A 12,679-nucleotide genomic window follows, 5' to 3' on the forward strand; every position below is an offset into this window, starting at 1 on the left:
CAAAATTATTAAAATTTTTGATTAAATAATATCTTTGCCGAAGTTTTAACAAATTTCACCTCAACCGCTGAAAAAGATGCAAAAAATCCCCAACAGCGCCCTGGGACGCCTCTCGCCCGAAGCTTTTGCCGCCACAGAAAAGTATCCGGTAGTCGTTGTACTGGACAATATCCGCAGCCTCAACAACGTCGGATCGTTCTTTCGCACCTGTGACGCATTTGCGATGGAACGCATTGTACTGTGCGGCATTACGGCAACCCCGCCCAATAAGGAGATTCACAAAACCGCGCTGGGCGCCGAACTGACCGTTCGCTGGGATTACGAAAAACTGACGACCGACGCGCTGCAGCAGCTACGCGGGGAAGGTTACACGCTGCTAGCCGTCGAACAGGTCGAAAAAGCCGCCCGATTGACCACATTTGAGGTGGAAAAAGGCAAAAAATACGCACTGGTATTCGGCAACGAGGTGGACGGCGTCGCCCAGGAGGCGGTCGATCTCTGCGACGGGGCCGTGGAAATTCCCCAACAGGGCACCAAGCATTCGCTCAACGTCGCAGTATCGGGCGGCGTGGTGCTGTGGGAGTTCTTCCGGCAGATGGTTTTGTTTTGAAATAATATATACCTTTGCCCTTGCCGTCCGGGAAACGGCACGGAAAACAAAAACCGGCAGAAGCCGGCCACGCAACACAAACCTTGCACAACCATGTCAACCGATAGCAAAACCAGGGTGGTCACCACCTACCGCCTCGCCGAAATGAAGGCCCGGGGCGAGAAAATCTCGATGCTCACCGCATACGACTATTCGATGGCCCGCATCGTCGAAAGTGCCGGCGTGGACGTGATCCTCGTCGGGGATTCGGCGGCCAACGTAATGGCCGGGCACGAAACGACGCTGCCCATCACGCTCGACCAGATGATTTACCATGCCCGCAGCGTCACCCGTGCGGTCAAACGTGCACTGGTGGTGGTCGACATGCCGTTCGGCACCTATCAGGGCAATTCGAAAGAGGCGCTCTCATCGGCCATCCGCATCATGAAGGAGACCGAAGCGGATGCGATCAAGCTCGAAGGCGGCGAGGAGGTGCTCGAATCGGTGGGCCGTATCCTATCGGCCGGAATCCCGGTCATGGGACACCTCGGGCTGACGCCGCAGTCGATCCACAAATACGGCACTTACACCGTGCGCGCCAAAGAGGAAGCCGAAGCGCAGAAGTTGCTCCGCGATGCGCACCTGCTCGAAGAGGCGGGCTGTTTCGGCATCGTACTCGAAAAAATTCCGGCGGCGCTGGGTGCGCGGGTTGCCGGCGAACTCCGGATTCCGCTGATCGGGATCGGGGCAGGAAACAGCGTAGACGGACAAGTGCTCGTGATCCACGACATGCTGGGCATCACCACCGAATTCTCACCCCGCTTCCTGCGGCGTTACGCCGACCTTCACACGCAAATGATGGCCGGCATCCAAAATTACGTCGCCGATGTCAAAAGCGGAGCATTCCCGAACGAACAGGAACAGTATTAGGTATTGTCACGACAAAATAGTATTTTTGGGTTAGAAGACATTTCTAACCCAAATTTATTTTGCCATGAAACCAATCCTTCTCCCATTGGTGGCCTGCCTGCTGACCGCATCCGCTTGCACGGACCGGGGCGCCGAATCCGCACCGCAAGCTCAGCAAGACATCATCCTGCCGGTCGATTTCAGCCGTGTCTCGATCCGGGACGGTTTCTGGTCTCCGCGACTCGAAAAACTGTCCGATTCGACACTGCCCGTCTGCATCGACCAGATCGAAAACCGGACCGGACGCATCCGCAACTTTGAAAACGCAGCCAAAGGCAGCGGCAAGCACTCAGGCATCTTTTTCGACGATTCGGACGTATACAAGGCTCTGGAAGGCATCTCGTACAGCCTGATCAACAACCCCGACCCGATGCTCAGGCGAACGGCCGACCAATGGGTCGCCAAAATCGCCGCGGCCCAGCAACCCGACGGCTATATCAATACCTACTACACGCTCACCGGACTCGACAAGCGCTGGACGGACATGGACAAGCACGAGATGTACTGTGCGGGACACATGATCGAGGCCGGCATCGCATACCTGCTGGCTACCGGCGACCGGACCCTGCTCGAAGTGAGCACCCGCATGGTCGGCCACATGATGAACGAATTCGGCCCGGGCAAACGCCACTGGGTACCGGGCCATGAAGAGATCGAACTGGCGCTCGCGAAACTTTACAGCGTGACGGGCGAACCCAAGTACCTCGAATTCGCCCGCTGGCTGCTCGAAGAGCGCGGGCACGGTTACGGCCGCAACGAAGAAGGCACCTGGAATGCCGCTTACTATCAGGATTCGATCCCGGTCAGCCGCATGACGGACATCACGGGACACGCAGTACGCTGCATGTACCTCTTCTGCGGCATGGCCGACATGTCGATGCTGTCGGGCGACACGGTCTACCGTGCAGCGCTCGACCGTGTCTGGGACGATGTCGTACAGCGGAACATGTATATCACGGGCGGGATCGGCTCGTCGCACCAGAACGAAGGCTTCACCGAGGATTACGACCTGCCCAACCTGGAAGCTTATTGCGAAACCTGCGCTTCGGTGGGTATGGTTTTGTGGAATGCACGGATGAACCGCCTCAAAGGCGACGCGAAATATGCCGACGTAATGGAACGGGCGCTGTACAACGGGGCATTAGCGGGTATCTCACTCGACGGCAAGCGTTTTTTCTATGTAAACCCGCTCGAATCGAAAGGCGACCACCACCGCAAAGCTTGGTACGGCTGCGCCTGCTGTCCCAGCCAACTCTCACGCTTTTTGCCGTCGATCGGCAGTTATATTTACAGCCATTCGCTCGACTCCGACACGGTCTGGGTGAACCTTTACCTCGGCAGCAACGCCGCTATCCCGACCCAGGACGGCAGCCGGTTCGTACTGACCCAAACAACCCGCTATCCGTGGGAAGGCAACGCCAGGATAACCGTCAGCGAAGCTCCGGGCAAAATCAGGAAAGAGTTGCGGCTCCGGATTCCGGGATGGTGCAAGAACCATACGCTGTGGGTAAACGGCGAGTTGTTCGACCATCCGACGGATAAAGGCTATGCCGTGGTAAACCGCTCCTGGAAGAAAGGCGACCGCATCGACCTCTCACTGGCGATGCCGACCGAAGTTGTGGCCGCAGACCCGCGAGTCAAAGCCGACAGCGGCAAGCTGGCCGTACAGCGGGGACCGCTGGTCTACTGCATGGAAGAGGCCGACAATGCACAGACCTACGACAGAGCCGGCATAAACTCCCAAACCCGGTTTACCGACAAATTCATGCCCGACCTGCTGGGCGGTGTGGCGGAAATCACGGCCGAAACTCCGGCAGGGCCGCTGCACCTGATTCCCTACTATGCGTGGGACAACCGCGAAGCAGGCCGGATGAAAGTCTGGATCGATGAGAAATAAAACGAAAAGTCCCGGCCTTAGCCGGGACTTTTCGTTTTGCAATATTGAACCGTATTGCTCTGCAGCAGTCGCAGTATCTTCCTGTTCCTACAGGTAAAAGTGATGTCCGGACAGAAGATGCTGTTGAAAGGATCCTTCCTACGGGCCATTTCGCACGATTCCTCATCTGTCGATTATTCGTTCCTGCCGGTTATCGGTAATACCTCCAGTCCCTCAGGCTGACATAAGCCAGCTTCTGAAACAGGATCGAAATTATCGTGTTTCCGCCAGTTCGCGAAGCGTACGGATTTCGGCAGCCCAGCGGCTCTCGTCGGGTGTTTCCAGAATCAGCGGCATACCGTCGAAACGCTTGTCGCGAGCAACGTAACCGAAAACAGCCATACCGAGCGTACCCTCGCCCAGACTGGCATGGCGGTCGACCCGGCTGCCCATCGCCTTCAGGTCGTCATTGAGGTGCATGCCGCGCAGGTAACGGAATCCCACCACCTCGTCGAATTCGGCAAACGTCTTTTCACAAGCGGCGTCGGTCGACAGATCGTAACCGGCCGAGAAAGCGTGGCAGGTATCGATGCACACCCCTACCCGGCCCTGATCCTTCACCTGATCGATAATCGCACGCAGGTGGTGGAATGAAAAGCCCACATTGGTGCCCTGACCGGCCGTATTCTCGATAACAGCTGTAACCCCTGAAGTGCGCTCCAACGCCATATTGATCGACTCGGCCACCAGAGACAGGCACTCCTCCACACTGATTTTACCCAGGTGGCTGCCGGGATGGAAGTTGAGCCGGTCGAGGCCGAGCTGCTCACAGCGCTGCATTTCGTCGAAGAACGCTGCCCGGGATTTGGCCAGGCCGTCCGGATCGGGGCTTCCCAGGTTGATCAGGTAACTGTCGTGCGGAAGTATCTGCGAAGGCGTAAATCCCCCCTTTTCACAGTTCTCCCGAAATGCGGCGATCGTCCCCGGCGTCAGCGGGGGTGCAACCCACTGGCGCTGGTTCTTGGTGAACAGCGCGAAAGCATTGGCCCCGATCGCTGCGGCGTTTAGCGGGGCATTTTCGACCCCTCCCGATGCACTGACGTGCGCTCCGAAATATTTCATAGTACAATCCCTCCTGAATCGTTTCAATTCTTGCATACAATCCGCCGAACTTCCATTCGCCGGCACTTAATTTGTTTCCTGCAAAAACGATGCAGTTCACCCCGTCCGGACAGAAGAAAAATGGCGTTGTCTGCCACAAAGTAACGCGTTTTTTCTCAAATCGTAAATTTTCGCCCGAAACAATGCGGAACAAGACACGCCAATCCGGTAAAATCATTGCAACAAGTGATTGAAACAACAACAAAAAATTGTACATTTATGGCACGTTTCCCACAATTGGACAACCTGTTTTCGCAAACCTAACTATTCCGGTACCCCATGCCCAACGACTACAACCACCTATCCCGCGAAGAACTGCTTGTCCTGCTGGAAAAATCCGAAACCGAAAACCGCCGGTTGAAATCGTCGCAGGGCTTTCTCTCGCAAGGATTCGACCACGCCCCGCTGCCCACGATCCGAATAACACCCGAAGGAATTGTCGAAGAGGTCAATCCGTACACCTGCGATTTCTTCGGCATGCCGCGTGAAACCCTGATCGGGATCAATGTGCTGAACAACGGCCCCGAAGAACAGATACAGTCCGCACGCGAAAACATCGCACGGCTCACCCCCCGGGATAACACTTTCTACCAATACGTCTGCCACCTGACCCCAACCCAACAGGTGGTCTATTACCTGTGGTGCAACGTCGGCATTTTCGATCCCGAAGGCAAGCTACAATACATCATCAGTTACTGCATGCCCAAAAACCTGCAGGAAAACTTTGCCAAGGAGCTGCGCGAGCAGGCCCTCGTGAACCTGAAAATCGAACAGGAAAACCAGAACATCATTACCGACGTATTGCATATACTGGCCCAACAAGATACTTTTTCGTGCGAAAACATCCTACAACTGGTCAACAGCCACTACCACACCGAATTCTCGGCTGTATTCCGCTATGAAGAGGAGGATTTGTCCTACCACATGAAGGATTATGCGATCCAAGAGGCTTCCGCATTAAACAAATTTCTCCCCCAGATGAAGACATACGGCTTTTTCAGCCGGTCGGAAACGCTGGAACATTTTCGCCAGGGCCACATGAAAGTCGTTTACAGCGACGAAAATGCCGCCCACTCCGTATTCATGGATTTCTTTCGGGCGCAACAGGTGCATTTCGAGAGCGCGTTGGCGATTCCGCTGTTCGTCAACAACCACTTCCACGGTTTTCTCGCCGCTATCCGCGAGAATTACGACCTGCGCTGGACAGAAAACGAAATCTCGCTTTACCAACTCTTCGCCAAAGTAGTGGCGCTCAATATCGAACGGATCATCATCCAGAAAAAACTCGACCGCGAAAACAGGCTCACTACGCTCGCGCTGGAACGCAGCGAAGTTTACTCGTGGGAATACGACATCGAACACGATTTCTTTTACAACAACGAGGCTCTGCTCAAACGCTACGGCTATCCGACCGGACAGCAACCGCTGTTCGACGCACAGATGTTTATCGACCACGTCCATTCCGAAGACCAGGAGGCCATACTCAAGGCTTACGAAAAAATCAACAGAGGTCAGGACGGCGACGTGCAGGCCCGTATCCGGATACGGCGCCCTGACGGCACCTTCCGTTACGAATGGTTCGAATACCGTTTCATGACCCTGCGCAAGCATGCCAACGACCCGGTGAACTATGTGATCGGCACAGGAACCTGCATCGACAAATTCAAACAAAACGAGTACGCACTGATCCGGGCCAAACAGGCCGCAGAAGAGAGCAACCGGCTCAAATCGGCATTTCTCGCGAACATGAGCCATGAAATCCGGACGCCGCTCAATGCGATAGTCGGTTTTTCGGGCGTACTGGCCAACACGGTGGACGAAGCCGAAAAGCGGGAGTACGTAAGTATCATCGAAAACAACAACGCTTTACTACTGCAACTGATCGGCGACATCCTCGACCTGTCGAAAATCGAAGCGGGCACGCTCGAATTTTCTTACTCGGAAGTAGACCTCAACGGCATGTTGGACGAGATAGAACAGAGCGCCCGGATGCGACAGAAGAACCACGAGGTGGAGATCCGTTTCGAAGAGCGCCTGCCCGAATGCTCCGTTCGCACGGATCGTCAGCGGATCATGCAGGTTATCAACAACTTCCTAAACAATGCGATGAAATTCACCCCGGCAGGAAGCATCCGGTTCGGCTACCGGCCCCACGAAGGGAACCTCCTCTATTTCTACGTCAGCGACACGGGATGCGGCATCGCGCCTGAAAACCACGACAAAATTTTCGGTCGCTTCGTCAAACTCAATACGTTCGAGCAGGGCAGCGGACTCGGGCTTTCAATCTGTGAAAGCATCGTTCATTCGCTCGGGGGCGAAATCGGCGTGGATTCGACACCCGGAAAGGGAGCTACGTTCTGGTTCACCATCCCGTACCGGCACGGTAAACTTACAGTTCATTCGAATGTGGCAGTCAACGGCATCACCGGACCGGAACCCGATCCCTGCAATACGGCGGATACGGAAAAGCCGATCCTGCTGATTGCAGAAGACAACGACAGCAATTACAAACTGTTCGAATCGCTGCTGAAAAAGGAATACCTGCTGATTCACGCCTGGGACGGTCAACAGGCCGTGCAACTGTTTCACGACAATCGACCGCACCTGATCCTGATGGACATCAAAATGCCGGTTATGGACGGCTACGAGGCTACGATCGAAATCCGGAAGTCTTCGCAAACGGTGCCGATCATCGCCGTAACGGCCTACGCTTTTGCGGAAGACGAGGCACGGGTTTTGCGCAGCGGATTCGATGCCTATGTTTCCAAACCGATCAACGCCTCGATCCGCGATATTGTCCGGCTGCATCTGAACAAGCAACGCTGACCGGCCGAAACGAACGACCGGAAAAGGAAAAACTTCAGGTGCCGGACGACAAACGCTTCCCAAAATATTATTACCTTTGCGGATATCCAAAAAATACCGGACATGAGACGATTCATAACGCTGTTGCTCCTGTTGGTTCTGCTCGGAGCCGCCAACCGCTCTTCAGCCCAGTTCTCCATTTCGAGGGTCACCCCCAAAGAGATCGACACCAAAGCGATGGACGACACGATCAAACCCATCGCACCGATCAACAACCGTTTTTTCAGCGAAGCCCGCTACAAAGCCGAGCGCCGTGCGATCCACAAAGAGCGCAATACCGTTCAGATCAACGCTTCGGCCATGTTCAATCTAACCGGGTTTGAAAACTGGTATGCCGGCGGCGACAACGTTTTCGCCTCGAACCTGGCATTCTATTTTTCGCATACATACATTAAAAGCAAGTTCAATTTCCAAACGACTTTCGACGCCCGTTACGGCATCAACCGCATCAGCGGAAAAAACTTTAAAAACGAGGACGCTTTCGTCTTCAACCTGAGCAGTTCGTGGGAGCTGAACAAGAACTGGTCCTATGCTGCGACATTCCAGTACCGCAGCCAGTTCAGCAACGGGTACAAATCACGCGATGACAATACACTGGTATCCGCATTCATGGCGCCGGGAACCATCGCGCCGGCCATCGGTTTTATCTACCGCAACAAGAAGGTTCCGCTCACGATCAGCATCATGCCCGTAGCCGGAAGCGTCACGTTCGTACTGAACGACAGCTTGTCGCAAGCCGGTGCGTACGGTGTCAAACCCGGACAAAAAAGTACCGGTGCGATCGGAGCTTCCTTGCAAATCGATTTCGACAAAGCATTCTACAAAGACAAAATCACCTACCGGACCTATTTTTATGCCTTTTCGAACTACAACAGCAACCGGAATGCTTATATCAACTGGAAGAATACCCTGCAATTTAAAATATTCAAACTCATTTCGGCCGAGATGTTCTGTTCTGCAGTCTATGACGAAGCGGCTCGAACCCCGGACAGACGACAATGGATGCAATTAAATTACAAATTCGGCTTGGGCCTGGCCTACACGTTCAAAAACAAATAGCGGACACTAAACGGCACTGCCGGGCCGTTTGACTGACAGTGAAATGTTCTTAGGGATGCCTTCTCTCTCCCGGAACCGAAGTATTGCAACAACATGTATAAAAACAATAAATTCACCCTGATCCTGCCGACCGTCGTGGCAGTCTCCATCGCTGTCGGGATCCTGTTGGGAGGCGTCGTATTCAAAAATACACCGCCGGTGCCGCGCCGCGGTAATCTGGTCGCTCCGGGCAGCGGCAAACTCAACATGCTCCTTTCCCTGATCGAGAACCGCTACGTAGACACCGTCTCGATGGATTCGATCACCGAGAAGACAATTCCGTTCATCCTGGAAGAACTCGACCCGCATTCGGTTTATGTCCCGGCCAAGGATATGGCACAGATGAACGAATCGCTCGACGGAGAATTCGACGGGATCGGCGTGATGTTCAACATGGCCACCGATACGGTCATCGTGCTCAACGTCATCAATTCGGGTCCGAGTTCGAAGGTCGGCGTGCTGGGCGGAGACCGCATCATCACGATCAACGACACGGTAGTAGCGGGCGTGAAGATGCGGCAGGACGAAGTGATGAAACGGCTTCGGGGCCCGCGCGGGAGTAAAGTAAAGCTGGGTATCCAGCGTGTCGGAGTCAAAGACCTGGTGCCGATCACCGTTACACGGGGCGTCATTCCGATCTACTGCATCAACGCCGCCTACATGATCGGGCCGGAAACGGGCTACATCGTTTTCGCCCAATTTTCGCGTAACGCCCACAAGGAGTTAATGGATGCAGTCGACAGGCTGAAAGCACAGGGGATGAAAAAACTGATCCTCGATATCCGGAGCAATCCGGGAGGATTCCTCGACCAGGCCATCGAGATCGCGAACGAATTCCTGCCCGCCCGCAAAATGATCGTCTATACCGTGGAGCGCGGAGGCGAGCAGTCGCGTCAGTACAGCAACGGCAAAGGCCGGTTGCAGGACATCGAACTGGCGGTACTGGTGGACGAAGGAAGCGCCTCGTCGAGCGAAATCCTCGCCGGGGCCCTTCAGGACAACGACCGTGGTACGATCATCGGACGCCGCACCTTCGGCAAGGGACTCGTACAGGAACAGATCCCGTTCCCGGACGGATCGGCCGTAAGGCTCACCATCGCACGCTATTATACTCCCTCGGGACGTTCGATTCAGAAGCCGTACGACAAAGGGTCTGAGGATTACAACAACGACCTGATGAACCGGTACGAACACAACGAAATGTTCTCGGCCGACAGCATCCACTTCGCCGACAGCCTGAAATATTTCACCGCAGGAGGACGTACGGTTTACGGCGGCGGAGGCATCATGCCCGACCGGTTCGTACCGGCCGACACGACCGACATCACGCCCTACCTGCGTGAAGTGACCGGACGCAATATCCTTTACCGCTTTACGATCGAATATGCCGATCGTCACCGCAACGAGCTGAACCGAATCACCACGCTGCCGGAACTGGATGCATTCTTCGCAAAAGACCCGGGTCTGCTGAGCGAATTCATCCGCTATGCCGCCCGTGCGGGCGTCGCACCGAAACCCTCGCAGATCGAACGGTCGAAAGCGATTATCCTCTCACAGATCAAAGCCTACGTCGGACGGAATACGCCGCTCGAAGACAACGCTTTCTACCATGCGCTGCAAGGCATCGACAGCACAGTCCAGCAGGCGCTGAAAGAGATGAGCGCACCGAAAGCGGAACAAGCCCTCAATACTGCCGAACATGAATAAGAAAAAAGTGACCGGAATCATTGCTGTCGCGGCGATCGTAGTGATTATCCTGATTGCGGCCGGAGCAAAAAAACAATCGCCCGCACCCGAGGAGCTTACCGGCGAAGACCGGACCGAAGAGGCGGCTAATTCCGGCAATGGGGCGGTCGATACCGGTATGCGACCCGAAACCGGCACCCAGGCAGAATCAAATGTTTCTACCGCACCAGAGACTTCAGTAGATACTTCGGCCTCGTTCGGGACTTCGCCTGCTGAGACCTCCGGAAACCAATAAACAGGGGGAAACGCCCGACTCTCCTCCATCCTGCTCGATTCCTGCGATTTCCGGATAATACTTCTCCGGTAACCTCCGGTTACAAACACCGGGATATGTCGGGAAAACCGAAGTCGTCAATAACGGATTGAGGTATTTCCCGGTTTGCCTGCGGTCTGACTGAACCGGCCCATAAACCGCACTACAGTCCGTAAAGCAAATATCCGACGACACCGGAAAGGCAGATTACCAAAATCGGGTTCATTTTTTTGACCGAAGCGAAAAAAGCTGCGGCTAAGATGAGCCAACTATACACGTCGATAAACGTATCGGGGGTCAGCAACAGCAATGTCGCGGCCAGGATCATCGCCACCACCATCGGCAGCATGCCGTACATCGCATCGCGCACATAACGGTTGTTATGCAGTACCATATAGAATTTGGTGATCAGCAGCATGATCGTAAGCGAAGGCAGGCTGACTGCAAAAGTTGCCAGCAACGAACCCCAGATATTCCCCGTGACCGTATAGCCGACATAAGTAGCGCTGTTGATCGCAATGGGCCCCGGCGTCATCTGCGAAATAGCAATGATGTCGGTCAGTTCACTGTTGGTCAGCCAATGATGTCGCACCACAATTTCGTTCTGGATCAGCGCAAGCATCGCATAACCGCCGCCGAAGCCGAAAAACCCGATTTTCAGGTACGAATATAACAGTTGCAGGTAAACCATAATCAGTTCGGTTTGTGGGATTATTGTCGACGTTCGTTAGCATCACCGGATACATCGGATACTTCGCCGGCCGTATCGTCACGATCGGTAATGCGCTTCTGAGCCGGGCTATCCTTCACATTACGCAAACTGCGGCGCAGCTTCAACCAACCGAACGCGATGCCGCCCGTAGCCCCGACGATAATCATATAAACGGGTGAAACGGCAAAATACCACACGACGAAGGCCGCGAGAACCGCGAGAATCCCCCGCGTCCAACCCAATCCCTTCGAGAAACCGAACACCGGCGCAAGCATCAACGCGACGACAGCCGGACGGATTCCTTTGAATACCGCTTCGACGACACGGTTCTCGCGAATCGAATTGAAAAATATCGCAATCACCAGTATAATCAGGAAAGCGGGCAGGATAATTCCCATCACGGCGGCGAGCATCCCCCGGTAGCCATGCACCTTGTACCCGACAAATACGGCGGTATTGAGTGCGATCGGTCCGGGAGCCGACTGCGCCAGCGTGAGCAGTTCCAAAAACTCGTCCTCCTTGACCCACCCTTTGTCGATCACTTCGCGCTGTACCAACGGGATCATCGCATAGCCGCCACCGAAGGTGAAAATGCCGATTTTCAGGAACGACAAGAAAAACGATAACGATTCGGGCATATCTTCAACTGTTAGGGAAACGTCCCAGCAGGGACATGATTCCGTGGATAAACGTGAGCGGATGCACCGGGTTTCCGGGTACGTACAGATCGGGCGTAAACCGTCCGAGGAAGCTGCGGTCGAGCGCCGGAGTACCGGCGAACACGCCCCCGGAAACAGCATCCGTTCCGGCCAGGATCAGCAATTTGGGCGACGCTACGGCATTATAAGCCAACTCCAGCGGCACGGCCATATTTTCGGTGATCGGTCCCGTAATCACGATGCCGTCGGCATGGCGCGGCGAAGCGGTGAACTCGACACCGTAACGGGCAAAATCGAAATTGACGTTCATCGTCGCGTTCAGCTCCATTTCGGTCGAGTTGTCCCCGCCGGCAGAGACCTCGCGCAACCGCAGCGAACGGCCGAAATGACGGCGGATCTCCCCTCTTACCCGGTTTTCGTCGAGGGTAATCCTCTGCGGCGAGCCCTCCCGAACGGACAACCTGTCCAGATCGTTGGTAGCCAAACGGTAATCGGAGGTAAAGCGAATCGCCCGGGGAAAACGCTTCGCACATTCGTTGCAAAAAATGCAACGGTCGAGCCGGATCGTGAACGGCGATGCGACAATCGCACCGGAAGGACACATGGCCTCGAGTTCAGCGGACTCCTCTTCGGACATCCCTCCGGAAATCACCGGGCGTCCCCGGAACGTATCGGGAAGTTCCACTGTCCTCAGGTCGGGAATAGCCTGCCGCCCGTGGCTGCGCAACACACGTATTTTGGAAAGCACCAT

Annotated in this window: 11 protein-coding genes; 7 read left to right on the forward strand and 4 right to left on the reverse strand. The window is 54.9% G+C overall.

Features of this window, described 5'->3' with window-relative positions:
* The first annotated feature begins 76 nt into the window (after positions 1–76).
* From NQ495_RS03090 to NQ495_RS03100, 3 genes are all read left to right on the forward strand, one after another.
* Positions 77–610: an RNA methyltransferase gene (locus NQ495_RS03090; protein WP_009134426.1), complete on the forward strand. Its 534-nt coding sequence runs from the start codon at positions 77–79 to the stop codon at positions 608–610.
* 93 nt (positions 611–703) lie between these two features.
* The gene (panB, locus tag NQ495_RS03095) at positions 704–1,519 is read left to right on the forward strand and encodes a 3-methyl-2-oxobutanoate hydroxymethyltransferase (RefSeq protein ID WP_009134425.1); all 816 of its coding nucleotides are present in this window, start codon (positions 704–706) and stop codon (positions 1,517–1,519) included.
* Positions 1,520–1,583: 64 nt separating this feature from the next.
* Positions 1,584–3,455, forward strand: a complete 1,872-nt coding sequence (locus NQ495_RS03100) for a glycoside hydrolase family 127 protein (RefSeq protein ID WP_009134424.1) — start codon at positions 1,584–1,586, stop codon at positions 3,453–3,455.
* A 252-nt stretch (positions 3,456–3,707) separates the two neighbouring features.
* Here the strand turns inward: NQ495_RS03100 and nfo are convergent, their stop codons facing one another.
* Positions 3,708–4,556 (reverse strand): deoxyribonuclease IV, encoded by an 849-nt coding sequence (gene nfo, locus NQ495_RS03105; RefSeq protein WP_009134423.1) that lies wholly within the window; start codon positions 4,554–4,556, stop codon positions 3,708–3,710.
* Positions 4,557–4,874: 318 nt separating this feature from the next.
* On the opposite strand from nfo, the gene NQ495_RS03110 reads away from it, so the two are divergent.
* The 4 genes from NQ495_RS03110 (at position 4,875) to NQ495_RS03125 (ending at position 10,539) form a co-directional block, all read left to right on the forward strand.
* On the forward strand, positions 4,875–7,421 hold the full coding sequence (locus NQ495_RS03110) for an ATP-binding protein (RefSeq protein ID WP_009134422.1): 2,547 nt from the start codon (positions 4,875–4,877) through the stop codon (positions 7,419–7,421).
* Between the two features lie 102 nt (positions 7,422–7,523).
* On the forward strand, positions 7,524–8,519 hold the full coding sequence (locus NQ495_RS03115) for a DUF3078 domain-containing protein (RefSeq protein ID WP_009134421.1): 996 nt from the start codon (positions 7,524–7,526) through the stop codon (positions 8,517–8,519).
* Between the two features lie 93 nt (positions 8,520–8,612).
* A complete protein-coding gene (locus tag NQ495_RS03120) occupies positions 8,613–10,265 on the forward strand; it encodes a S41 family peptidase (RefSeq protein WP_009134420.1) in 1,653 nt (550 codons plus the stop codon).
* Complete coding sequence (locus tag NQ495_RS03125) at positions 10,258–10,539, forward strand: hypothetical protein (protein WP_009134419.1); 282 nt, start codon at positions 10,258–10,260, stop codon at positions 10,537–10,539. The genes NQ495_RS03120 and NQ495_RS03125 overlap by 8 nt, the downstream gene beginning before the upstream one ends.
* Before the next feature lie 181 nt (positions 10,540–10,720).
* Here the strand turns inward: NQ495_RS03125 and NQ495_RS03130 are convergent, their stop codons facing one another.
* Genes NQ495_RS03130 through NQ495_RS03140 form a run of 3 tightly spaced genes read right to left on the reverse strand, consistent with a single transcriptional unit; the run spans position 10,721 to position 12,679 of the window.
* Positions 10,721–11,248 (reverse strand): chromate transporter, encoded by a 528-nt coding sequence (locus NQ495_RS03130; protein ID WP_009134418.1) that lies wholly within the window; start codon positions 11,246–11,248, stop codon positions 10,721–10,723.
* Between the two features lie 20 nt (positions 11,249–11,268).
* Positions 11,269–11,907, reverse strand: a complete 639-nt coding sequence (locus NQ495_RS03135) for a chromate transporter (RefSeq protein ID WP_009134417.1) — start codon at positions 11,905–11,907, stop codon at positions 11,269–11,271.
* A 4-nt stretch (positions 11,908–11,911) separates the two neighbouring features.
* Positions 11,912–12,679 carry an NADH-quinone oxidoreductase subunit B family protein gene (locus NQ495_RS03140; protein WP_009134416.1) on the reverse strand — a complete coding sequence of 256 codons (768 nt, stop codon included), beginning with the start codon at positions 12,677–12,679 and terminating at the stop codon, positions 11,912–11,914.

The sequence above is a fragment of the Alistipes indistinctus YIT 12060 genome, from assembly GCF_025144995.1.
Taxonomy (GTDB): Bacteria; Bacteroidota; Bacteroidia; order Bacteroidales; family Rikenellaceae; genus Alistipes_A; species Alistipes_A indistinctus.

Coding starts and splice junctions, on each gene's coding strand:
- NQ495_RS03140 (WP_009134416.1), bottom strand. CDS start 12,679: ATGGTGCTTTCCAAAATACGTGTGTTGCGCAGCCACGGGCGGCAGGCT.
- NQ495_RS03125 (WP_009134419.1), top strand. CDS start 10,258: ATGAATAAGAAAAAAGTGACCGGAATCATTGCTGTCGCGGCGATCGTA.
- NQ495_RS03130 (WP_009134418.1), bottom strand. CDS start 11,248: ATGGTTTACCTGCAACTGTTATATTCGTACCTGAAAATCGGGTTTTTC.
- NQ495_RS03135 (WP_009134417.1), bottom strand. CDS start 11,907: ATGCCCGAATCGTTATCGTTTTTCTTGTCGTTCCTGAAAATCGGCATT.
- panB (WP_009134425.1), top strand. CDS start 704: ATGTCAACCGATAGCAAAACCAGGGTGGTCACCACCTACCGCCTCGCC.
- nfo (WP_009134423.1), bottom strand. CDS start 4,556: ATGAAATATTTCGGAGCGCACGTCAGTGCATCGGGAGGGGTCGAAAAT.
- NQ495_RS03100 (WP_009134424.1), top strand. CDS start 1,584: ATGAAACCAATCCTTCTCCCATTGGTGGCCTGCCTGCTGACCGCATCC.
- NQ495_RS03120 (WP_009134420.1), top strand. CDS start 8,613: ATGTATAAAAACAATAAATTCACCCTGATCCTGCCGACCGTCGTGGCA.
- NQ495_RS03090 (WP_009134426.1), top strand. CDS start 77: ATGCAAAAAATCCCCAACAGCGCCCTGGGACGCCTCTCGCCCGAAGCT.
- NQ495_RS03115 (WP_009134421.1), top strand. CDS start 7,524: ATGAGACGATTCATAACGCTGTTGCTCCTGTTGGTTCTGCTCGGAGCC.
- NQ495_RS03110 (WP_009134422.1), top strand. CDS start 4,875: ATGCCCAACGACTACAACCACCTATCCCGCGAAGAACTGCTTGTCCTG.